The sequence below is a fragment of the Streptomyces sp. NPDC002513 genome, from assembly GCF_053595355.1.
This window is the reverse complement of sequence record NZ_JBSFXK010000006.1, coordinates 102,048-122,108: the sequence shown is the minus strand read 5'-3', so window position 1 is coordinate 122,108 and position 20,061 is coordinate 102,048. Positions and strand designations below refer to the sequence as shown.

Sequence of the window (20,061 nt, the reverse complement as noted above, 5' to 3'; positions counted from 1 at the left end):
CCTAGCTGGTGTTCGCCCCCCCTGTGAGGGCGCTGATCATGGTGAGTACGGCCTGTTGGTGGGTTGGGTCGGTGACGCCTAGAGCTTCGAGGGCCTCGCGTTGGGTGATGGTCCGGTCCCCCCGGGCCGGTAGTTCATCTGGGTCGATGTAGCCGCAGATGGCGAGGATGGGTGCGATCGGGACGCCGAGGCGCCGGGCAACCTGCTCGATCGCGCTGGTGGTGGGGCGCTCGATACCGCGGAGCCACCGGCCGAGGGCCTGGGGGCTGACTCCGGCGTCGTGTGCGAATCGTGAGCGGCCTCCGCCTCTGGGGCCGAGGTCGTAGCCTCTGGCCTCCAGTTGCTCGGCCAGCCATGCGCCGAATCGTTGGGCATCCGTCTGGTGCGTAGACATGCCCGAGAGGCTATCGCGCGTGATAGGTCGGATGAAGTAGCTATCGCGACATGCAGACCCCAATCAGGGTAAATGGCATATGCAAGTGGGCTAGCCTCCGCACAATATCCCCCCAATGTTCGACACTGCAACCGTTGCCGCATAAGGGGAGTTGAGGCAAAAAATCGAACACACGACCTCACTAACAAAGAGACTCCCTCACGCGATCTCCATCTACTTCTTAACTACCTCTCCCGGTAGATGCCTGGTACGGTCTATCTACCACAGCAGGTATCTACCTGCTGAGTGAGAGAGGTATGTCCCCGTGAGGTACGACCGCACAGCACTACAGCGGGCCGCCGAAGCCGCCGGCCAACCGAACAGCTGGCAGATGGCAGACCGGCTCGGCATCGGCAAGATGACCGCCTGGCGTCTGTGGCACGGTCACGGAGCGCCCAGCGTCCAGACCGCGGTCCGCGTCGAACTCGTCTACAGCGTGCCCATGGCCGCCCTACTCAAGCCGACCGAGGCGCGGACGGAAGTGCCGGTATGAGCGCGCCGACCGTAACTCGCGCCCAGGCCTACGCCGGCGCGCGCGCCGTGCTGGACCAGGTACTCGCCGACATCGCCGACGACTACGCGGCAGGGCGGCTGAGCACGGAGCGGGCCGCCGCCTATGAGCGGCTGCTAATGCGGCAGCGCAGCCACCAGATGGTGCCCGCCGCCTGACCCCCTGATGCGCCGAAGGGCCGCCCGACTTCCCGGCCCGGCGACCCCCGACCGGCGCCCCAACCAAACACAGAAAGAGAGGCCACCGATGGCCACCGAGGTTACCTCCCGCACCCCCGACGTCGGACAGATGCGCTTCGCGCTCGACCTCATCCGCTGGTACTCGATCCACTTCCCCGAGCTGCCCGCCCCGTACGCCGTCGTGCAGGCGCACCCGTCCAGAACGGTCCTGGGGCTGCAGCTGGACAGCCCAGCGCACTTCGAGATGTGGCGTGAGGCGCTGGAGTTCGACGCCGAGAACGTCGAGCTGGTCACGAATGGCAACTCGTCCTGGCTGCGGCTGGAGCAGGAGACCTGCTGGTTCCAGGTCGTGGTGCAGTTGACCGGCCACGGGGTCCCGGACGTGGCCCCGCGCCTGGCTGAGGTTGCCGAGGTGGCGGCGTGAGCGCCCCAACGTCGCGTGACCCGCTGGTGGTGCGCACGCAGGACGGTACGTGCTGGGTGCGGCGTGCGGTGACGAAGGACAAGCGCGGCTTGTACGTGGTCAATGGGGCGCCGAGGTGCTGCCCCGAGTACGTGATGGCGACGCTGCGGGAGTTGGCGGAGCTCGGGCTCGCGTCGATGGCGGACGCGCTGCCGATGCCGGTAGGCCCGGAGCTGAAGACCTGGCAGGCCCGGGTCGATGAGGTCGAGCGGAAGTACGCGTTCGACACGGCTGAGTTGAAGCGGCAGTTGGAGTCCGCACGCGTCGACCGGCAGCGCCTCATCCGGGCTGAGCAGCGGCGCGCGGAGCTGGAGGCGGTCCTCGGCACGCACCGGGAGGACGACCAGGCGGAGATCAAGCGACTGCGTGAGCGTGTCGCCGCGTTGGAGGCTGGTCTGCCGGCGATGCAGGAGGCGCTGACCCGGGCACTTGACCGCATTGCCGAGTTGGAGGCGGAGCGTCATACGACGAACGAGGCGCTCGCGGATGTGACCGTGGCGCAGCGTGCGGCGGAGGCGGCCGTGGGTGGGATCACGCGCCGGTTCGCGCCGACGCAGGCCCTCCGCGAGGACGAGCCCACCGCCGTGTGCCGATGCGACGAGCCCGGAGCGGACCCCTACTCGTGCGAGGCCGACGACTGCTCGGGCCACTTCTCGGAGCTGAACCCCTTCGGGGGTGCACGCCCCGTCAACGTGCCCAGCGCCGAGGTCTCCCGCACGTGCGGGTGCGGCTGGCGCACGTCCGTCTGGCACGTGGATGACGGGTCGGCCGACGAGGAGCTCCATGGCCACATCGTCCGCGTCCACGGCGGGATCACGCCGACGCAGGCCGTCCGCGTGGCCGAGGACGTGACGCCGCAGGTGCAGAAGCTGCGGAGCTTGCTCGCCGGGCAGCGCACTGCGTTGGAGGACCCGCACGACTCGCCGCTGCACCGGGAGTACCGCGTCTCGCGCGACCTGCCCGAGATGGGCGGTGCCCGATGATCGCCGTCCTGATCGTCTCCGCCGCGCTCGCCGTGTACGCGGTCGGCTGCTGGGCCGTGGTTCGGGGGTGCGAGCGATGAGCGCCCGAATCGTGATCGAGCACGCGCTGATCGTCTACTACGCGGAGAGCGCCGAGCCGAAGGCCATCGCTCGCGAGCTGCTCGCTCAGTACGACGCTGAGCGCGATGCCGAACGGGAGAAGAGCAGCCCCGCTGGGGCCGATGCCACTCCCGGGCCTACTGGCCGCGTCGCCGAGCTCCTCGACGCCATCCGCACCCACCGCGGGCGCTGGACCACCACACGCGCCGCCGAGTTCTACCGGGACGCCCGCCTCGGGCCGCCCGGCGCCCGGTGGCCGCAGATCCGCACGGTCGCCCACGGCGACCTCCGCGACCTCGCCGCATGGGGCCACCTCGTGCGACACGAGGAGCCGGGCCGCCAGTACTTCACGCTCAAGACCAGGAAGGACGTGCGCCCGTGAGCGCGCAACACACCACCCCGCACCCGCTCGCCGGGCAGACCGTCACCGTCCGCGCCGACCTCGACGGCGAAGGCCCCGGCGCCCACGCGTTCCGCGTGGAGGACTGGAACGACCGCCTCTTCGGCCAGTCCTGGATGTTCATGGAGGGCCACCCCGCTTCCCTCGTCTACGCGTGGCGCTCGGCCATGGCCGGGCTGCCCACGGACAACGAGGTTGTCTACGGCAAGGTTGGCCCGTTCGGCCACCTGGTGCACGTCAGCGAGATCCAGGACGGTACCGAATGACGACCATCGCGCAGGCCGGGGGCACCACCGCCTCGGCCGCCGGCCCCCGGCCGACACCAGGCGGCGAACTCGCGGGCGCCGAGGCCCGCCGCCACTACCTCCTCGCCGTCGCACGCCACACCAACGCTCCCCTCCTCACCACCAGCCTGGCCCTGCAGATCTACGCAACGTCGCCGTGGTACACCACCGCCCGGAGCACCGCCCGCCGCGACCTGAGGGACCTCGCCCGACGCGCCTACCTCGTACCCCGCGACACGAAGACGGGACGCGCCTACCAGCTCGGAAGCGATCCCCACCCCGCCCACCCGGCCCGGGGGCGCATCAGGCAGCCCCTGCTGGAACTGATCCGCAGGGACGGCGGCGAGTGGACCGTCGGACGCCTGAAGCGCTACTGGCACCATGCCACCGGCACCCACGTCCTCCGGATGTCCTGCCGCCGCTTCCTCGCCGACCTGCACCGGGACGGCCACCTGGACCGGCACGGCGACGGTACCCCGCGCCGTTTCTACACCTGCCACAAGCCCGGAGGCGACGACTGATGGCGACCGCCGTACAGCAGCATCAGGCCGCTGAACAGATCACCGAGCCGGGCATCTACAACCTCACCAACGACGAGTACCACGCCCAACGCGACAGTCTGTCTTCCAGCGGCGCCCGCATGCTGCTCCCCCCGTCCTGCCCCGCCCTATTCCGGTACGCACAGGACAACCCGAACGAACCGAAGAAGACGTTCGAGATCGGCACCGCCGCGCACAAGCTCGTCCTCGGCGAAGGTCCGGATCTCGTCCTCGTCGACGCCGACAAGTGGACGACGAACGCCGTCAAGGCCGAAGTCGCCGCGATCCGCGATGAGGGTGGCATCCCGCTGAAGCACGCCGAGTACGAGCAGGTCCACGCGATGGCCGACGCCCTGCGCCGACACCCCGTCGCCGCGGCCCTGTTCGACCCGGCCCGCGGGAAGCCCGAGCAGTCCCTGTTCTGGCGCGACCGCCAGACCGGTGTAATGCGCCGAGCCCGCTTCGACTGGCTGCCCGACGCCCGCGCCGGGCGGCTGATCATCCCCGACTACAAGACCTGCCGCAGCGCCGAGCCCGCCGCGCTCGCCCGCGCCGTGGAGGAGTTCGGCTACCACCAGCAAGACGACTGGTACCGCGCCGGCGCCCGGGCCCTCGGCCTCGCCGACGACAGCGCAGCATTCGTGTTCGTCTGCCAGGAGAAGACGCCGCCGTACGTCGTGACCGTCGTCGAGATGGACGCCGAGGCCCGCCGCATCGGCGCCGCCCGCAACCGCCGGGCCCTGGAGATCTACGCCGAATGCACCGGCGCCGGCCACTGGCCCGGCTACAGCGACGAGATCGCCTATCTCTCTCTGCCCACCTGGGCCGCCATCCGCGATACCGAGGAGTACCTGTGAACCACCCCGTCGAGCGCATGACCCCGGCCGCGGCTCCGGCCCGGATCGGGCAGGGCACCGCGGTGGAGCAGTCCCGCGCCGTCGCCGAGGTCCAGGCCGCGATCGTCGTCGCACAGCAGTGTCCTCGCGACATCAACGCGGCCATCGCCGAGATGCGGCAGTCGTGCCGCCAGCCGTACCTCGCGGAGAAGGCGTTCTTCCGATACTCGCGCGGCGGCGGCACCATCACCGGCCCGTCCGTGCACCTGGCCCGGGAGCTGGCGCGCTGCTGGGGCAACGTGCAGTACGGGCTCGTGGAGATGCGCAGGGACGACGAGTTCGGGCAGTCGGAGATGCAGGCCTTCGCCTGGGACGTCGAGAAGAACTCCCGCAACAGCTCGACGTTCATCGTCCCGCACAAGCGCGACCAGAAGGGCGGTCCCAAGGCCCTCACAGACATGCGGGACATCTACGAGAACAACGCGAACAACGGCGCCCGCCGGGTCCGTGAGGCGATCTTCGCGATCCTGCCGCCCTGGTTCGTCGAAGAGGCCAAGGAGCTGTGCGCCAAGACCCTCCAGGACGGCGGGGGCAAGCCGCTGCCGCAGCGGATCGCTGATGCCGTCCGCGCGTTCGAGGGCATCGGCGTGACCGCTGACCGGATCGAGACCAAGTTCGACCGGCCGTCGGGGAAGTGGACGGAGCACGACGTTGCGCAGCTGCTGGTGGTGTACCAGTCGATCCAGCGGGGCGAGGTCACGGCGGATGAGGAGTTCCCGCTGCCGCGGGTGACGGTCGACGAGATCGCCCAGCAGGCCGCGCAGCCTCCGGCTAGTGAGAGCGACGCGGCGGGCTGGCCGACCGCGCGGCAGCCCGGATCGGGGGCCAGTGCATGAGCTGGCATCTCGGCCGCATGGCTGGCTTCGACCTGGAGACCACAGGCATCGACCTCGAGCGGGACCGTATCGTGACCGCCTGCGTCGTCCAGTGCGGCGGTGGACAGCCGACCGCCTCCGCAACGTGGCTCGCCGACCCCGGGATCGAGATCCCCGAGCAGGCCGCGGCCATGCACGGGATCGCGACGGAGCGGGCCCGCGCGGACGGTAAGCCCGCCGCGGAGGTCGTCGCTGACGTGCTCGCCGCGCTCGGGCAGGCCATCACCCACGGCATTCCGATCGTGGCGATGAACGCCCGCTTCGACCTGACCATGCTGGACCGCGAGGCTGCCCGGTACGGGCTGCCGCCGCTGCCGACCGGCTTCCCAGTCGTCGATCCGTACGTCATCGACAAGCAGGTCGACAAGTACCGGCGCGGCTCCCGCAAGCTCGTCGACCTGTGCACCCACTACGAGGTGCCGATCGGGGATGCGCACACCGCGGACGCGGACGCGATCGCAGCCTGTCGCGTCGCGTGGCGGCAAGGCTCCCGGTACGAACGGCTCGCCGCCATGTCCCTCAACGAGTTGCACACCGCGCAGGTCGAGTGGGCGGCAGAGCAGGCAGCCTCGCTGCAGGCGCACCTCCGCAAGGTGAACCCGGATGTGCAGGTGCCTGCCGCGTGGCCGCTCGTCCCTCGGCAGCGGGACGGGGGCGAGTGATGTTCGTCCGCCGCAGCAAGTACGACGACCTGGCCGACCGGTACGGGCGCACCGTTGAGGAGTTGGACGACACACGTGACGAGCGGGACGCGTTCCGCGAGTCCGCGACCACGACGGCCCGCCAGTTCGCCGAGGCCGATGCCGCCGTGAAGCGCCTCACCGGCCGCGTACAGCGGCTCCAAAGCCTGTTGCACCGCAACGACGACCAGGCCGACGCCGCCTATGTGGCGCAGCTGGAACGGCGCGTGCAGCGCCTCGCCAGCGGCACCGCACGGTGGATGACCGCCCTGTGGGCCGAGCGCGCGGAAAGCCTGAAACTCGCCCGGCAGATCGACCAAGCCCGCAGCGCGCTCACCCTGTTGCGCACCGAGCTGCAGGAGGAGCGGGACGCGCGCCGCCCGATCGAGGGGGGCACCGGACGACCGGCCGCGACGCCGCCGGCCGAGCTGCTCCAGGCGCGCGCCCACGCGCGGGCCCTCGAGGAGCGGCTCGCCGAGCTCACGGCCGCAAACCATGCCTTCACCTGCGGAGGTGGGGCGTGAACGGCATCGAACACGGCACCATGCGCGGCTGGCGGCAGCACAAGCGCCGCAGCATCCCGGCATGCGACCTGTGCGCCGACGCCCGTCGAGTGGACAAGGAGCACCAGGCAAGTGAGGCAACGCAGCGCGCCCGCCAGGCGTGGAACAGCTGGCTCGTCGGCACGAGCCGCCCGGCCACCGTCACGCCCGTGATCGAGCGGTGCACCGTCGCTGGTTGCGGTACGGCCACCGATCAGCCGCAGCCCAACGCGGCCATGGTCCGCGTCGACGCGCCAAGCGTGATGGAGCCCGCCCGCTGGTACTGCCCCGGCCGCTGTGCCGCCATCGGCCGCGCCCTCGTCGACCTGCGGAGCGCGTCGTGAACGAGCACATCGCGGTCGGCGCTGCCGTCCTCCAGGCCGCGCTCATCGCCGCCACGTTCCTCACCCGCTGGTACGTCCGCCCGGCCCCCACCGGCGGCCGGCACCGTCACCCGCACTCGCTCAACACCATCCGGAAGGAAGGGCAGTGACCGCCCCGCTCCTGTTCGACGCCGAGGTTACGGCCGCCATCACGGCGGCCGGGCCCCGGCCCGCACCGTTCGTCATCCCCCTGCCCGCCGGGCTCGACCTGATCAACGCGAACCAGCGGCTACACGAGAAAGCCCGCGCCCGGCTGACGAAGAAGATCCGCGCAGCCGCGATGGAGGCCGTCAGCGAGTGCCCGTCGCTCATGGACGCGCTCGCCGCCGCCAAGCCCGGACCATTGTTCCAGCGCGCCCACGTCCTCGGCGTCCTCAACCCGTCGACGTACGGCCGCCGCCGGGACCCGGCGAATTGGTACGGGAGCTTCAAGGCGGCCGTGGACGGGCTCGTAGACGCCGGGCTGCTGGAGGACGACGACCACACCCGGCTGCTCGGCCCGGACATGCGCCTCGGCCGCGTCGTCAAGGGTGGTCAGATCGTCCTCGTCGTCCGCGGACTCGGACCGGGCGAGGACCCGCTCGGCTACGGGGCGGTGAGCCGGTGATGGCCCCCGACACGCTGCCCAACACCCTCAGTTGGGCCGAACGGGCTGCCTGCCGCGGCCAGGAGCTGGACCTGTTCTTCACCGACTCCAAGACTGGCATCACAGCCGCCAAGCGGATCTGCGCCGCCTGCCCGGTGCGTGAGGAGTGCCTCGCTGAGGCCCTGCGCGCCGAGGACGGTTCCCGGTACGGCGTCTATGGGGGCCTCACCAAGGAGGAACGCGCCGAGCTGGTCGACGGCCCCAGGACCACGGGCCGGAAACCAGCGGCGTGCGGCTCCCGGTCCGCGTATCAGCGGCATGTGAAGAAGGGCGAGCCGATCGACCAGGCGTGCCGGGACGCGAACGCGGCGGCGAGCCAGCGGCTCCGGAACTCCGGCAGCACGAGGAGCCGACCGTGACTGCCCGCCGCAGCCGCCGAGCTCCGCCTGAGCCCTCCTACGTGCCCGGGACGCTCCTCGACTGGCGTGACTCCTCGCACTGGTCCGAACGCGAACTCCCGTGCCGCTACTGCGGCTTCTCCACCCACCTGCGGGACTCCCGCATGAAGCCCGCACACAAGACGTGCGCCGAAGAGGCGCTCGCGATCCAGGCCGCCGAGACGGCCTCCGCCTACCAGCAGAACGGACTGTGATGGCCCGGCCCACGGTCTCCATCGACCTCCACGACCAGGCCGCCGCCGACCTCATCGAGGCCCTCCGCGGCCAGCCCCCACGCACCGAAGCCGACGCCCAACGACGCGAACGGCTCGCCGACCAGCTCGACAAAGCCCTCTTCGCCTGCCTCATCAAGAAGGACACCTGATGCCCAAGCTCAGCCCCGCAGACATCCCCGAGGTCAAGCTCGACAGCGCCGCCGCCTCGATCGAGGCCAGCATGCCCCGCGATATGCGGCGCGGCCTCTTCGAGAAGCCCGGCACGGTCGTCTTCGCCATCGTCGAGCTCACCTCCAAGTCCTACACCGGCCACGCCGAAGGCGAGGACAAGGACCCGCAGGTCAAGCTCCGCGTCACCGCGTGCGAGGTCGCCCGCAGCAACGAGGACGCCGCCGCCCTGGCCGACGCCAAGCGCGCCATGTGGAGGGGCCGGCAGATCGACGGAACTCTCGACGAGGTTGGTGAGGGCCCGCAGCGTCCGGACGCCGCCCTCCTCGATGTCACCGCGAGCAAGCCGACCGAGGTCGAGCTGAAGGAGCACAAGCGGCGCCAGGAGGAGCGCCGCCGCGCCGAGTACGTCCGCTGACCTGCGCCGCCCGGGGCGCCTCGCTGCGCGTCCCGGGCGGATCTTGCCGAATCGGTTCCGCACCACCACTGAGAGAAGAGCGAGTTGAGCGACAGCGACCGCGTGCAGTCCGTCCGCAACGCGTGGTCCAACGCCCTCCGGGCCGAGGTGCTGCGCGTCGGGCGCACTATCCCCGAGGTGGCGCGCGTTGCCGCGGTCGGCATGTGGATCGCGACGTACACCGACGCGGACGGTTCCAACGCGTTCCCGGGCCGGGACACCCTCGCGACCCTGTGTGGCTGTTCTCAGGAGACCGTCACGCGCGCCGTGAAGGTGCTCATAGGTGTGGGCGTCCTTACGCGGAAACGACGGCCGAACGCGTCCGCGGTCTACCAGTTGCTCATCCCGACCGGCCGCCTCGACTGGACTGCGCACATCCATCACATGACGGACACCCGGCAGCGTCGCGCACGCCAGTTGGAGAAGGAGCGGATGGTTGCCGAACTGACCCGGACAGCGTCCGTGGACGTCATCCGGACAGCGTCCGCGGATGATGTTCCGGATAGCGTCCGCGGCGGGGGTTCCGACCCCTCTGAAGAAGCCCCGGACAGCGTCCGCGGACGCCCCCGGACAGCGTCCGCGGACACCTTCCGGACAGCGTCCGCGGCGGGGGTCTACCAGTACCCCCCTACCTACGGTAGGGACCCCCTCCCCGACCACGACATGGCTGATCACTCACCCAAGCCACAGACGCGCGCGGGCGAGGCCGCCGAAGACGAGTCATCGAGGGGTGAAGGCCCGGAGCCCGCGCCCGCGTTCGCGCGCTGCAAGAAGTGCCGCATCCCGCTACTCCGCCCCGGGCGCACCGTCTGCCACCACTGCGACCACGCCCACGAACGGAGCGCCTCGTGACGCCGTACGAGCGCCTCCTCGCTGAGGCCATCCCCACCCGGCCCCCAGCCAAGCCCCCGCACGACCCGTGGACACCCGACGAGCAAGCCCAGCACCTCGCCGACCTTGAAGCCGAGCTCGCCGCCATCCACCGCGAACGCCGCCAGCCCGCCGCCTGACCCGGCCAACTGGACTCCACCCAACTGACCAGTCGGTCAGCAACCACTGCGCCCGGCCGAGCGGCACACACCACCGAGGAGACACACCATGACCGCCGATCCCCGAGTCCGTCGTCTCGCCGAGCACCGGCAACGCATCGCCCACGAAGGCATCGGCTACCTGCCTGCGTGGGACGACCTCACCCCGGAGCAGCGCGAGCAGTCCATCCGCGAGGCCGCCAACTGGCTGCGCGCCGCAGTCGAGGCAGGGATCGCCCCGCTCGCCGAACGCCCGTCCGACGAGCACGACGCGATCCTCCTCGACAACTACGGCCAGATCTGGGGCGAATACCAGACCAGCCCGCCCTCCCACGGCGACGCGATCCTTCGCCTCGTTTGGGCCTCGGAGCAGTGCAGCTCCAAGGAGGAACTGGAGAACGAAGGCACCGAGTTCCGCCTCATCGGCTGGAGCGAGTAGCCCACCCCCTGACCCCGCCACACCGCAAACCAAGGCACCGAAAGGACCACACCATGCCTGAGCCCCTCACCAACCAGCAGCTCGACGAGATCGACGCCCGCGCCAACGCCGCCACCCGCTGCCCCGAAGCCGTCATCAACGGCCGCCAGGACGGCCAGCACACGTGGACCGGGTCGATGACCCACCTGCGATGCGAGCTTTGCAACTACACCCGACCCCGAGGGGAACGCGCCGAGGAGACCGCCGCGCTCGTCGCCGAAGTCCGCCACCTCCGCGCCACGTTGGAGCAGATCCGGCACCTGCACAAGGACTCCCCGATGGGCCCCTGCCCCGTCTGCATCGACGCCGACGCCATTGCGGAAGGCCGGGACGGGCTGATGCCGTATCCGTGCCCGACAGGTCGTCTCGCGGGCGCACAGGACTGCGACCCGCCGGAACGGCACACCTGCCACAACCAGAAGACGGCGGCTGGCCCGGACTGGCAGTGCCCTCACTGCTCCACGCTGCCGCCCGCCCTCAACCCCGCCGCCGCTGGTTCGGCTGCCGCGAGCGAGGACGGTGGACAGTGAGCGCCGTCGCTCAGGCCCCGCTTTTCGAGGTCGACGACCACGGCCAAGCCGTGCAAGCCGTGTACTCGGTGCACTGCTTCTTCGACTGTGGACACCGGGTCAGTACCACCGATCCGCGCGAGTCCCACGACCGGATGGAACAGCACTACAGCGAGCGACACGCGGCCGACATCCGGCGCGCGCTGACCGTGGACCCGCCGTCCCCGACGGATCCCCCACAGCGACGTCGGCGACGACGCTGAACCGCCCGACCGCGTGGCCACCAACGCCACGGCCGGCCTCCTGTTGGAGCCAGGAGGCCGGCCGGGCACCCCGAACCTACCAACCTGGAGTTGATCGTGAATCAGCCCCGCCACACCCCGGCTGAGGCCGTGCAGTACTGGTACGACGCGGCCGTCGAACGGCGCGAGGAGCGCGACCGCCTGCGGGCCGTCGTCGCCCGCATTCGGCAGATGACCGACGCGTGGGAGCAGCAGCTCCCTGAGGTGATCCGGACCCCGGCCGTCGTGTCCGCGCTGCGTGCCGCGCTGGAGCCCGCCGCCGCGTCTGCCGTGGTGTCCCCGCCGACGGGCCGGACCGCTCTCCGCGACCGTATCCGCCGCGCCGTCTGCGAGGCCGAGGGCTTCGCCTGGGACAGCGACATGCTGGAGCCCGACGAGTACGGCGAGGTCGCCGACGCGGTGCTGGCCGTGCTCCCCGAGCCGACGAGCCGGGCCGCCGAGGAGGCTGCCGTCGTACCCCCACCCGCCCTCACCGAGGTCGGCCGTCTTCGAGCGCAGGTCGAGGTGCTGACGCAAGACATGGCGCGCAACCAGGGCTTGGCCAAGGTGGGCGCGCGGTGCATGCGTGAAGGGCACCAAGGGCTGATCGAGACGGGCCGTGTGGTCCTCGAAGGCCACCGTTTCGCTCTGTCAGTCAAGCTCGACCTCGGCACGGGAGCGCCGTGGGATGCGATCTACGAGCGGGTGCAGGAGCTGCGCCGGTTGGCCGCCGAGGCGCAGCAGCAGCGTGGCACCGAGGCGCCGACGTCGTTTGTGCTGTGGCTGGACGCCTCAGACGGATCGGTCCCCACGCACGACGGCGTCCAGTGGCCGGACGGAACAACAACCATCCACCACCGCCACTTCGGGTACACGACCACGCACCACGACCCTGAGGCGGCCCGCCGCGCGGCTCACGGCGAGCAAGGGCGCATCGTATGGCCCCACACCGCTACCGAGCCCGCCCCTGTGGCGCAGCAGCCCGCGGCAGCCGAGGAAGGGGAGGCGTCGTGACCGCCCCAACCGCCCCTGGCCTGTACGCCATCGCAGGCCTCATCTGCTGGACCCTCGGCTGGCTGTTCTTCCTCGCCGCCGGCATCACCGCCCTCGCGACCGCCATCCGCCAATTCCGCAACGCCCGGGGGAATCCGTGATCGTCCACGACGCCGCCGAGGCGTTCACCGACCTCATCGCCGCCGCGGTCGCCTGGGTGCAGATCCTCGCCGGACTCGCCGCGATCGTCCTGTGCGCGCTGCCGCTGTGCGTCGCCCCAGCCGTGAGAGCCGCACGACGGGCCGTCGCACGGCCGTCCTGGGCTCGCGGGCGCATCCTGGCCCGAATCATCGCCCGACGCACCCGCACAACGCCCTGGGCGCACACACAACCACTCGACCGCGACTACGAGGAAGCAGCATGACCGAACAGCCCACCACCTGAACCACCCCCGCACGCACGCCCGCAAGGAGCGCACCCCACGATGACCGCCCTGACGAAGGCCCGCCTGGAGACCATCGCCGTCCGCTGGACCGACCTCCAAGACGCCCTCGCCACCACCGGCACCACCACCTGGCCCCCCGCCGGCCGCATGAGCGACTACCTCCGCGCCCTCGAGCAGGCCGACGCCGAGCTGGTGGAGGCCGCACGCTGGCAGGCCGCCTACAACCGGCAATTCCTCGACCGAGACCCTAACCAGGTCGGCGAAACCCGGCCCCCGCTGCGCATCACAGTCCTCGACACCATGCGCGCCGTCGAGGCCGCGCTCGTCGCCACCGCGGACCAGGTCGCCGCCATCGTCCAGCGCTCCCCCATGACCCTCGCCCCCCGCTCTTGGCCGGCCGCCGACCGGGCCCGCCGCGACCAGCTGGCGCACGCCGACGCCACCGACCCCAGACGCTGGCGCTACACCAGCGACCGCACCGCACGGCGCGCCGCCCTGTGGCTCCTCGCCCGCGTACAAGGCGCACCCGGCCCGTTCCAGCCGCTCCCCGACCGCGAACACCAGCTCATCGCCAACGTTGCCGCAGGCGCAGCCGAGCGCATCGAACGCGCGCTCGACATCGGCGCCCGCACCGCCACCATCGCCACGCCCTGCCCCCACTGCGCCGGCCGCCTCGAAATGCACGGCGGCGCCGGCACCCAACCCGTCGCCCACTGCACCCAATGCGGCCGAACCTGGACCGGACGCGACGCGACCGCCGTAGCCTGACCCCCAGACAGCAGCGCGGGCCCGCACCGGCGACTCCACCGCCGTACGGGCCCGACTCACCACGAACGGGAGACCCCCCCGACCATGGCTATCACCCAGCCTACCGACGCCCTCACACGCGCCGAACGCCAGCGCCGCGTGCGCCAACTCGCCGCCGAAGGCATGACCCAGCGCGCCATCGCGCGCCACCTCGGTATCCACCACCGCACCGTGGCGCGCGACCTCAGCGCCACCCCTGCACCAACCGCCGCTACGCCGCCCGCGCCGCTCGCGCCGGACGACGCGCCAGCCGCGGCCACCAGCGGCGCACACCCCGCGCCACGCCTCCTCCACGAACTCGAACCGAGCCTGATTCAGGACCTCAACGTCCTCACCGACCCCCACACCGGCCAACTCCTTGCACCACTCCGCCAGTACATCCGCGCCGCAGCCACCCACCGCCGCGCCGCACTGCGAAGGGTGGCGCAGCGCTTCACCGACACCGCATAGGTTGCGGATCGCTGGCAGCCCTGCGATCATCGGCCTCACGTCCGGCGTGCCCGGACACAGAAACTCACAACGAGCCCCGGCCACTACATGCTCAAGCAGGCCGGGGCTTCGTCGTGCACACACATCCGCCGCCTGGCGATGAGGCCAGGGAGGTCTCCTCTGCGGGCAGGGGCACGGGTCGCAGAGAGTGCGCGGCGACCAGGCGGCGGATCCAACGTCACAAGACAGCCACAGCGCCCACACGGCGCCTCCACGCGGTGCATGATGCCCCCTCAGCAACAGCAGACCCGTGGGGGGATCATGCACGCCCGTAGAGCCGCCTGTACCGTCCTGCTCATCGCGGCCGCCTCAACCGCCTGCAGCAGCGGTGAGCCCGAGCCGCGAGTCACTGTGACAAAGACCGTCACCGCCACTCCCAGCGACGAGGCCGCCGCGGACTCGACCTCTGGTGTCCTCAAGATGGGCGTCAAGAAGACCATCGACGACAGCGGCAACAACATCCACATCACCGTCCAGGGTGTGGAATACCAGCAGCCCTACAAGGGGCCGCAGCCCCAGAAGCCAGAGGACTTCCAGGGCGGCGACATCTGGGCCACGGCCAACGTCAAGGTCTGCAACATCAACGGGGCGAACATCTCCGTCGATCAGACCGCGTGGTCCCTCGCCTACGCAGACGGGACCAGCATCGAGATCACAGGCAACACCGGAGGCGACATGCCCAAGCCGGAGTATCCGATGGGCAAGACCATCCAGCCCGGGCGCTGCGCGGCCGGGCTTATCGCGTTTCCCGTGCCCAGCAAGAAGCGGCCCGAGCGGCTCGTGTACGAGCCCGAAGGAGCCAGCCCGACCGAATGGGCCATCCCCAAGGGGTAAGTAGGAGGTGGCGCCCGTGGCCGGCAACCCGCGCAACGGGCGCCCCTACCGCAGGCTGTGCGCCTGGCTCCGTGCCCAGCGCCTTCCGTGCTGGTGGTGTGGCCACGAGATCGGCTACCAGCTGGACGCCCGGCACCCGCTGAGCTTCACCCTCGACCACGAGGTGCCGCTGTCCAAGGGCGGCAGCCTCCTCGACCCAGCCAACGCCCGCGCCGCGCACCGCCGATGCAACAGCGCCCGTGGCAACCGGACGAAGACGCGGCAGCCTGTACGGTCGTCACGGAGGTGGTGACCATGGCCATTCCAGCGCGCGCTGTACCGTTCGCTCTACGCCTCACCGACGGCCGAGTCTGGGGTGGCGCAGAGTTCCCCGACGGCTTCGTCTGCCTTCACCACCCCGACGAGCCCACGGTGTGCACCATCGCTACATCCCTCGACGCTCTGCTGGCGGACCGGACGCCTGGTCACCCGCTGCACGGCGCTGAGGTGGTGGAGCGCGAGTGGTGGTGACGCCCTGTGCTCTACGTCATCACCGGCCCGCCGGCCGCAGGCAAGTCCACGTGGATCGACGCGCACGCCAAGTCCACCGACATCGTCATCGACCTGGACCGCATCACCCGCGCACTCACCGGACCAGGCGCACCGGCCTGGAACCAGAACCCGCTGCAGCTGCGCGTCGCACACCGGGCCCGCTACGCAGCGATGCACGAGGCATTCGAGCTGCGCGACCAGGTGGACGTGTACCTCATCCACACCATGCCCAGCCGCAAGGCCCTGGCCAAGTACAAGCGCCTCGACGCACGCATCGTGACCGTCGACCCCGGGCGTGACATCGTCATGCAGCGGGTCGAGGCGATGCGGGACCCCGAGATGCAGCGAGTAGTCACCCGCTGGTACAACTCCCGGCCGGCCGCCTCCGCCGGGGCGATGCCGCAGGCCTCACGCGCTTGGTGATCACGATCGGCGCGGGGTGGCCGACTGCTTTTTGAGGCGGAGGGCGGGCGACCCAAACGCCCTTGTCGCCCGATTTTTTGCGCGGCCCGGATCACTCGCTGATCACCGTGAACTCAGTTCGACTGAATTAGCGGCCGTCACCCTGCGTGACGTGACGCTGTGTGACTGACAGGGGTGATCATGGGCGCCGTCACCGACAAGATCACCGACGAGATCGAGCGGCTCCGCGTCGAGGAAACGGCCCCCGGCCTCGCGCAACTCGCGATCAGCCTCGCCGAGTCGATCGACGAACCCGGCGGGCCGACCGGCAAGGCGAACGCCGCCCGCGAGCTACGCGCCGTGATGCAGGACCTCCGCAAGCTGGCGCCGGTCGACGTGAAGGGGGACGCGGTCGATGACATTGCTGAGCAGCGAGCGAAGCGCCGGGCCGCAGCCCAGCAGCAGGCAGCCGGAGAGTGACGACGGCCGGATCTACGGCTGGCAGACGCCGCCGATCGAGGTCGCGCCGCCAGCAGTGACGAGCGCCGGCCAGGAGGCGATCGACTTGGCGGCCCGCGCGGGCCTGCACCTGGACCCCTGGCAACAGCACGTGCTGCGGGTCGGCATGGGCGAGAAGCCCGATGGCAGCTGGGCGTCGTTCGAGGTCGCGGTCAACGTTCCGCGCCAGAACGGCAAGGGCGGAATCATCGAGGCCAGGGAGTTGTGGGGGCTGTTCATCGGCGGCGAGGAGCTGATCCTCCACTCGGCGCACGAGTTCAAGACGGCGAAGAACGCGTTCAAGAGGATCGAGCGCCTGGTCCGGCAGACCCCTGACCTGCATAAACGCGTCAAGACGTACCGGCAGACGGTCGGCGAGGAAGGCATCGAGCTGCACACCGGGCAGCTCCTGCGGTTCATCGCCCGGTCGAAGGGCTCCGGCCGTGGCTTCACGGGCCACTGCAACATCATGGACGAGGACATGATCCTCGGCGACAACGAGATGGACGCTCTGCTGCCCACCATGGCGGCCGTCGAGGACCCGCAGATCTGGTACCTGGGAAGCGCCGGCATCGGCGCCCCGTCCGTGCAACTGGGGCGCCTGCGCCGCCGGGCCCTGGCCGCGATCGAGGTCGGAGAGCCGGACCCGTCGCTGGCGTACTTCGAGTGGTCGGTCGACCCGCACGTCGACGAGTGCCCTGCCGACTGCACGGCGCACGACGACGCTGCCTCGGACGAGGCGGTACTGAAGTCCAACCCCGGCGTGGGCTACCGGCTGACGCTGGACAAGGTCGCCAAGGAGCGGTCCACGCTCAGCAAGGACGGGTACGCCCGTGAGCGGCTCGGTGTGGGTGACTACCCCTCCGACACCGCCGATACCTGGCAGGTCATCGGCGAGGACGCCTGGCGGGCCCTGGCGGCTGCCGAGTCCACGCCGTCCGATCCGGTGGCGTTCGCCATCGACATGACCCCGGAACGCTCGCACGCGGCCATCGCGGTCGCGGGCGAGTGGCGGGGCGGCACGCACGTCGAGGTGGTTGACCACCGGCCCGGTACGGGCTGGATCGTCGACCGGGCCGCGGAGCTGCACGAGAAGTGGCGGCCGCGGTGCTGGGTCGTCGACGCCGCCGGCCCCGCCGGATCGCTCATCGCCGCTCTGGAAGAACGGCTCGGTATCGAGGTCGTCCAGCCGAAGGCTCGCGAGGTTGCGGCGGCCTGCGGCCAGTTCTACGACGCCGTGACCGAGCAGACCCTCAGCCACCTCGACCAAGCACCCCTGTCGGCCGCCCTGGCGGGCGCGCAGAAGCGTCCGCTGGGCGATGCGTGGGCGTGGGCTCGCCGGATCGTCTCCGTGGACATCAGCCCGCTGGTGGCCGCTACGAACGCCAAGTGGGGCCTCGGGGTCGTGGTCGAGGACGACGTCGATCCGATGGACAACATCTGGTGAAAGGGGGGCGCTCATGCCCGGCAAGGAACCGCTCGCGGTGCGGCTGGCGGGCCCGCTCGGGGCCGCTGTGGGCGCCCTGTGGCGTGCGCTGCCGGTCCTGCTGGGCTGGGTGCTGGTGTCGGTCGGGGCGTGGCTGGCGTGGCCGCCTGCCGGGTTCCTGACGGCCGGCGGGCTGCTGCTGGCCGACCAGGTCGCCGACCGGCTCACGAGCCGTAGGAGGACTGGATGAGTTTCCTGCTCGGGCGTGAGCGGCGAGTGGCCGCCGTGTTTCCCAGTCCGCCGATTCCGCCGAACTCGCAGACGAACGGTCTCGGCGGGAACTACTCGCGGATCGACCTGTCGCGGACCGAGGCGAGCCTGCAGAAGGTTGCCGTCTGGTCGTGCGTGAACCTGGTGGCGACCATCGCCGAAGTCATGCCGCTGTCTTACTACCCGCGGCCGCGGGATCCGCAGCCGCTGCCATCGTGGATGGCCGATCTCGGTGGCGACGGGCACGGGTTGCCTGACTGGTGCTACCAGTACGTGTATTCGGCGATGCTCCGCGGCAACACCGTGGGACTGATCGGTGCGCAGGACAGCCGACGTGGGACGCCTACGCAGATCGTGCTGCAGCATCCGGACCTGGTGCACGTGATGCCCGACCAGGACGGCAAGCCGCAGTGGACGGTGAACGGCAAGTCGGTGGACACCGACCGGGTGTGGCACCGGCGCGTGCACCCGGCGCCCGGCACTCTGATGGGGCTGTCGCCGATCGCCCTGCAGGCCACCACGATCAGCACGGGTATCGCCGCGCTGCAGTTCGGCTACCAGTGGTTCCGGGAGGGCGGGCACCCGTCGGGGATCCTTACCTCGGAGAAGGATCTGGACCAGAAGCAGGCCCGCACGGCGAAGGAGCGGTTCATGGCGGCCGTCCATGGCCGCAGGGAGCCCGCAGTGCTCGGGGCCGGCTGGAAGTACCAGCAGATCCAGATCGCGCCGAACGAGTCGCAGTTCCTGGAGACGAACAACTTCACCGCGGCGGAGTGCTGCCGGATCTTCGGCCCCGGGTTCGCGGAGATCTTCGGGTACGAGACGGGCGGCTCGCTCACGTACAGCAACATCGAGCAGCGCTCCCTGGACCTGCTCACCTATGCGGTCGATCCGTGGCTGGTGCGGATCGAGCGGGCCCTGTCGGATCTGCTGCCGCGCCCGCAGAGTGTCCGCTTCAACCGTTCCGCACTGGTGCGCACAGACCTGCTGACCAGGTTCAAAGCGCATGCCATCGCGTTGCAGAACCAGTTCGAGACCGTCAACCAGGTCCGGGAGCACGAGGACTGGGCTCCGGTGGAGTGGGGCGACAAGCCCACGGCACCGCCCCCTGCTCCTGCCCTCGTCAGCCCGCTAGGAGGACATGGTGGCTGAGAAGAGTGAGCGCGCCTCCGCGACGGGCATCGTCCGGCGCGCCTTCCCCGTCCAGCTGGAGGTTCGCGCCAAGGCCGGCGCCTCCGGACTCTCGACGATCTCCGGCTACGCCTCGGTGGTCGATGAGCCCTACGAGATGTGGGACTTCCTCGGCTCCTACTCCGAGGTCGTCCGATCCGGCGCGTTCACCAAGACCCTGAGCGAGACCCCGCAGGTGCAGCTGCTGCTGAACCACGGCGGGCTGGCGATGGCGTACACGAAGGCGGGCAGCCTGCGCCTGTCGGAGGACTCAACGGGCCTGCACATGGAGGCCGACGTCACCGCGGCCCGCTCCGACGTCCAAGACATGCTCCTGGCCCTCGAGGACGGCAGCGTCGACGAGATGTCCTTCGCGTTCCGCGTGACGCGCCAGATGTGGTCTCCGGACTATGACCAGCGGGACATCCTCGAGGTCGACCTGCATCGCGGAGACGTCTCGGTCGTGAACTTCGGCGCCAACCCCGCCACATCCGTCGCCCCCGCGCTGCGGGCCGCCGACTTCGACAAGCTCGGCGACGACGACGCCCGCGCGCTCCTGGAACGCCTGCAGCGCCGCCTATCGCCGCCTGTGGATCCCGAGCAGCCTGCCGGGCATCTGCTGTCGCTGTACCAGGCTCAGGCTGCCGCTCTGGCCCTGTAGCCGCTTCATCGCCTGCATCACCCGACGCGCCGGACCCCACGCCGGAGCGCGCCTTGGCGCGCCACCACCTGGGGCACCACCCGGACGG

Annotated in this window: 38 protein-coding genes; 37 read left to right on the top strand and 1 reads right to left on the bottom strand. The window is 70.6% G+C overall.

Translation table 11 applies throughout. From position 1 onward, the window contains the following. Position 1: 1 nt before the first annotated feature. Positions 2-394 carry a helix-turn-helix domain-containing protein gene (locus ACWD5Q_RS06755; RefSeq protein ID WP_451425945.1) on the bottom strand — a complete coding sequence of 131 codons (393 nt, stop codon included), beginning with the start codon at positions 392-394 and terminating at the stop codon, positions 2-4. 370 nt (positions 395-764) lie between these two features. Here ACWD5Q_RS06755 and ACWD5Q_RS06750 point away from each other — a divergent pair, with 370 nt between their 5' ends. The 37 genes from ACWD5Q_RS06750 (at position 765) to ACWD5Q_RS06570 (ending at position 19,973) form a co-directional block, all read left to right on the top strand. Next, entirely contained in the window at positions 765-926 is a 162-nt protein-coding gene (locus tag ACWD5Q_RS06750; RefSeq protein ID WP_451425944.1) for a hypothetical protein, read from the top strand. Next, the gene (locus ACWD5Q_RS06745) at positions 923-1,102 is read left to right on the top strand and encodes a hypothetical protein (RefSeq protein ID WP_451425943.1); all 180 of its coding nucleotides are present in this window, start codon (positions 923-925) and stop codon (positions 1,100-1,102) included. The genes ACWD5Q_RS06750 and ACWD5Q_RS06745 overlap by 4 nt, the downstream gene beginning before the upstream one ends. 88 nt (positions 1,103-1,190) lie before the next feature. Next, on the top strand, positions 1,191-1,547 hold the full coding sequence (locus ACWD5Q_RS06740; protein ID WP_451425942.1) for a hypothetical protein: 357 nt from the start codon (positions 1,191-1,193) through the stop codon (positions 1,545-1,547). After that, positions 1,544-2,569, top strand: a complete 1,026-nt coding sequence (locus tag ACWD5Q_RS06735) for a hypothetical protein (RefSeq protein ID WP_451425941.1) — start codon at positions 1,544-1,546, stop codon at positions 2,567-2,569. The genes ACWD5Q_RS06740 and ACWD5Q_RS06735 overlap by 4 nt, the downstream gene beginning before the upstream one ends. A gap of 76 nt (positions 2,570-2,645) precedes the next feature. After that, complete coding sequence (locus ACWD5Q_RS06730; RefSeq protein WP_451425940.1) at positions 2,646-3,050, top strand: hypothetical protein; 405 nt, start codon at positions 2,646-2,648, stop codon at positions 3,048-3,050. Then, the gene (locus ACWD5Q_RS06725; protein WP_451425939.1) at positions 3,047-3,334 is read left to right on the top strand and encodes a hypothetical protein; all 288 of its coding nucleotides are present in this window, start codon (positions 3,047-3,049) and stop codon (positions 3,332-3,334) included. Before ACWD5Q_RS06730 ends, ACWD5Q_RS06725 begins: the two co-directional genes overlap by 4 nt. Continuing rightward, positions 3,331-3,873 (top strand): hypothetical protein, encoded by a 543-nt coding sequence (locus ACWD5Q_RS06720; protein WP_451425938.1) that lies wholly within the window; start codon positions 3,331-3,333, stop codon positions 3,871-3,873. The genes ACWD5Q_RS06725 and ACWD5Q_RS06720 overlap by 4 nt, the downstream gene beginning before the upstream one ends. After that, positions 3,873-4,748, top strand: a complete 876-nt coding sequence (locus tag ACWD5Q_RS06715; RefSeq protein ID WP_451425937.1) for a PD-(D/E)XK nuclease-like domain-containing protein — start codon at positions 3,873-3,875, stop codon at positions 4,746-4,748. The genes ACWD5Q_RS06720 and ACWD5Q_RS06715 overlap by 1 nt, the downstream gene beginning before the upstream one ends. Beyond that, complete coding sequence (locus ACWD5Q_RS06710) at positions 4,745-5,623, top strand: hypothetical protein (protein WP_451425936.1); 879 nt, start codon at positions 4,745-4,747, stop codon at positions 5,621-5,623. Before ACWD5Q_RS06715 ends, ACWD5Q_RS06710 begins: the two co-directional genes overlap by 4 nt. Then, on the top strand, positions 5,620-6,324 hold the full coding sequence (locus tag ACWD5Q_RS06705) for an exonuclease domain-containing protein (RefSeq protein WP_451425935.1): 705 nt from the start codon (positions 5,620-5,622) through the stop codon (positions 6,322-6,324). The genes ACWD5Q_RS06710 and ACWD5Q_RS06705 overlap by 4 nt, the downstream gene beginning before the upstream one ends. Then, positions 6,324-6,866: a hypothetical protein gene (locus tag ACWD5Q_RS06700; RefSeq protein ID WP_451425934.1), complete on the top strand. Its 543-nt coding sequence runs from the start codon at positions 6,324-6,326 to the stop codon at positions 6,864-6,866. The genes ACWD5Q_RS06705 and ACWD5Q_RS06700 overlap by 1 nt, the downstream gene beginning before the upstream one ends. Further along, entirely contained in the window at positions 6,863-7,228 is a 366-nt protein-coding gene (locus tag ACWD5Q_RS06695; RefSeq protein WP_451425933.1) for a hypothetical protein, read from the top strand. Before ACWD5Q_RS06700 ends, ACWD5Q_RS06695 begins: the two co-directional genes overlap by 4 nt. After that, positions 7,225-7,377 carry a hypothetical protein gene (locus ACWD5Q_RS06690; RefSeq protein WP_451425932.1) on the top strand — a complete coding sequence of 51 codons (153 nt, stop codon included), beginning with the start codon at positions 7,225-7,227 and terminating at the stop codon, positions 7,375-7,377. Before ACWD5Q_RS06695 ends, ACWD5Q_RS06690 begins: the two co-directional genes overlap by 4 nt. Further along, a complete protein-coding gene (locus ACWD5Q_RS06685; RefSeq protein ID WP_451425931.1) occupies positions 7,374-7,874 on the top strand; it encodes a hypothetical protein in 501 nt (166 codons plus the stop codon). Before ACWD5Q_RS06690 ends, ACWD5Q_RS06685 begins: the two co-directional genes overlap by 4 nt. After that, positions 7,874-8,272 carry a WhiB family transcriptional regulator gene (locus ACWD5Q_RS06680; RefSeq protein ID WP_451425930.1) on the top strand — a complete coding sequence of 133 codons (399 nt, stop codon included), beginning with the start codon at positions 7,874-7,876 and terminating at the stop codon, positions 8,270-8,272. The genes ACWD5Q_RS06685 and ACWD5Q_RS06680 overlap by 1 nt, the downstream gene beginning before the upstream one ends. After that, complete coding sequence (locus tag ACWD5Q_RS06675) at positions 8,269-8,505, top strand: hypothetical protein (RefSeq protein ID WP_451425929.1); 237 nt, start codon at positions 8,269-8,271, stop codon at positions 8,503-8,505. The genes ACWD5Q_RS06680 and ACWD5Q_RS06675 overlap by 4 nt, the downstream gene beginning before the upstream one ends. After that, positions 8,505-8,675, top strand: coding sequence for a hypothetical protein (locus ACWD5Q_RS06670; RefSeq protein ID WP_451425928.1), 171 nt, complete (start codon positions 8,505-8,507; stop codon positions 8,673-8,675). The genes ACWD5Q_RS06675 and ACWD5Q_RS06670 overlap by 1 nt, the downstream gene beginning before the upstream one ends. After that, positions 8,675-9,112 carry a hypothetical protein gene (locus ACWD5Q_RS06665; RefSeq protein ID WP_451425927.1) on the top strand — a complete coding sequence of 146 codons (438 nt, stop codon included), beginning with the start codon at positions 8,675-8,677 and terminating at the stop codon, positions 9,110-9,112. Before ACWD5Q_RS06670 ends, ACWD5Q_RS06665 begins: the two co-directional genes overlap by 1 nt. 84 nt (positions 9,113-9,196) lie before the next feature. Further along, the gene (locus ACWD5Q_RS06660) at positions 9,197-10,003 is read left to right on the top strand and encodes a helix-turn-helix domain-containing protein (protein WP_451425926.1); all 807 of its coding nucleotides are present in this window, start codon (positions 9,197-9,199) and stop codon (positions 10,001-10,003) included. Next, complete coding sequence (locus ACWD5Q_RS06655) at positions 10,000-10,161, top strand: hypothetical protein (RefSeq protein ID WP_451425925.1); 162 nt, start codon at positions 10,000-10,002, stop codon at positions 10,159-10,161. The genes ACWD5Q_RS06660 and ACWD5Q_RS06655 overlap by 4 nt, the downstream gene beginning before the upstream one ends. A gap of 88 nt (positions 10,162-10,249) precedes the next feature. Continuing rightward, the gene (locus ACWD5Q_RS06650) at positions 10,250-10,618 is read left to right on the top strand and encodes a hypothetical protein (RefSeq protein ID WP_451425924.1); all 369 of its coding nucleotides are present in this window, start codon (positions 10,250-10,252) and stop codon (positions 10,616-10,618) included. A gap of 53 nt (positions 10,619-10,671) precedes the next feature. Further along, positions 10,672-11,187, top strand: a complete 516-nt coding sequence (locus tag ACWD5Q_RS06645) for a hypothetical protein (protein ID WP_451425923.1) — start codon at positions 10,672-10,674, stop codon at positions 11,185-11,187. Then, positions 11,184-11,429, top strand: a complete 246-nt coding sequence (locus ACWD5Q_RS06640; protein WP_451425922.1) for a hypothetical protein — start codon at positions 11,184-11,186, stop codon at positions 11,427-11,429. The genes ACWD5Q_RS06645 and ACWD5Q_RS06640 overlap by 4 nt, the downstream gene beginning before the upstream one ends. A gap of 96 nt (positions 11,430-11,525) precedes the next feature. Next, a complete protein-coding gene (locus ACWD5Q_RS06635; RefSeq protein ID WP_451425921.1) occupies positions 11,526-12,461 on the top strand; it encodes a hypothetical protein in 936 nt (311 codons plus the stop codon). Further along, entirely contained in the window at positions 12,458-12,601 is a 144-nt protein-coding gene (locus ACWD5Q_RS06630) for a hypothetical protein (RefSeq protein WP_451425920.1), read from the top strand. Before ACWD5Q_RS06635 ends, ACWD5Q_RS06630 begins: the two co-directional genes overlap by 4 nt. Continuing rightward, complete coding sequence (locus ACWD5Q_RS06625; protein ID WP_451425919.1) at positions 12,598-12,864, top strand: hypothetical protein; 267 nt, start codon at positions 12,598-12,600, stop codon at positions 12,862-12,864. The genes ACWD5Q_RS06630 and ACWD5Q_RS06625 overlap by 4 nt, the downstream gene beginning before the upstream one ends. A 60-nt stretch (positions 12,865-12,924) precedes the next feature. Beyond that, complete coding sequence (locus tag ACWD5Q_RS06620) at positions 12,925-13,653, top strand: hypothetical protein (RefSeq protein WP_451425918.1); 729 nt, start codon at positions 12,925-12,927, stop codon at positions 13,651-13,653. Between the two features lie 84 nt (positions 13,654-13,737). Next, the gene (locus ACWD5Q_RS06615) at positions 13,738-14,142 is read left to right on the top strand and encodes a helix-turn-helix domain-containing protein (RefSeq protein WP_451425917.1); all 405 of its coding nucleotides are present in this window, start codon (positions 13,738-13,740) and stop codon (positions 14,140-14,142) included. Between the two features lie 300 nt (positions 14,143-14,442). Beyond that, positions 14,443-15,015: a DUF4352 domain-containing protein gene (locus ACWD5Q_RS06610; RefSeq protein WP_451425916.1), complete on the top strand. Its 573-nt coding sequence runs from the start codon at positions 14,443-14,445 to the stop codon at positions 15,013-15,015. A gap of 16 nt (positions 15,016-15,031) precedes the next feature. Further along, positions 15,032-15,307: an HNH endonuclease gene (locus ACWD5Q_RS06605; protein ID WP_451425915.1), complete on the top strand. Its 276-nt coding sequence runs from the start codon at positions 15,032-15,034 to the stop codon at positions 15,305-15,307. A gap of 2 nt (positions 15,308-15,309) precedes the next feature. Next, positions 15,310-15,525 carry a hypothetical protein gene (locus ACWD5Q_RS06600; protein ID WP_451425914.1) on the top strand — a complete coding sequence of 72 codons (216 nt, stop codon included), beginning with the start codon at positions 15,310-15,312 and terminating at the stop codon, positions 15,523-15,525. 6 nt (positions 15,526-15,531) lie between these two features. Next, complete coding sequence (locus ACWD5Q_RS06595; RefSeq protein ID WP_451425913.1) at positions 15,532-15,969, top strand: AAA family ATPase; 438 nt, start codon at positions 15,532-15,534, stop codon at positions 15,967-15,969. A 180-nt stretch (positions 15,970-16,149) separates the two neighbouring features. Beyond that, the gene (locus tag ACWD5Q_RS06590; RefSeq protein WP_451425912.1) at positions 16,150-16,428 is read left to right on the top strand and encodes a hypothetical protein; all 279 of its coding nucleotides are present in this window, start codon (positions 16,150-16,152) and stop codon (positions 16,426-16,428) included. Next, complete coding sequence (locus ACWD5Q_RS06585) at positions 16,364-17,893, top strand: terminase (RefSeq protein ID WP_451425911.1); 1,530 nt, start codon at positions 16,364-16,366, stop codon at positions 17,891-17,893. Before ACWD5Q_RS06590 ends, ACWD5Q_RS06585 begins: the two co-directional genes overlap by 65 nt. 13 nt (positions 17,894-17,906) lie before the next feature. Continuing rightward, positions 17,907-18,122: a hypothetical protein gene (locus ACWD5Q_RS06580; RefSeq protein ID WP_451425910.1), complete on the top strand. Its 216-nt coding sequence runs from the start codon at positions 17,907-17,909 to the stop codon at positions 18,120-18,122. Then, on the top strand, positions 18,119-19,294 hold the full coding sequence (locus ACWD5Q_RS06575) for a phage portal protein (RefSeq protein WP_451425909.1): 1,176 nt from the start codon (positions 18,119-18,121) through the stop codon (positions 19,292-19,294). Before ACWD5Q_RS06580 ends, ACWD5Q_RS06575 begins: the two co-directional genes overlap by 4 nt. Next, positions 19,287-19,973 (top strand): HK97 family phage prohead protease, encoded by a 687-nt coding sequence (locus tag ACWD5Q_RS06570; RefSeq protein ID WP_451425908.1) that lies wholly within the window; start codon positions 19,287-19,289, stop codon positions 19,971-19,973. The genes ACWD5Q_RS06575 and ACWD5Q_RS06570 overlap by 8 nt, the downstream gene beginning before the upstream one ends. The last annotated feature ends 88 nt before the right edge of the window (positions 19,974-20,061 follow it).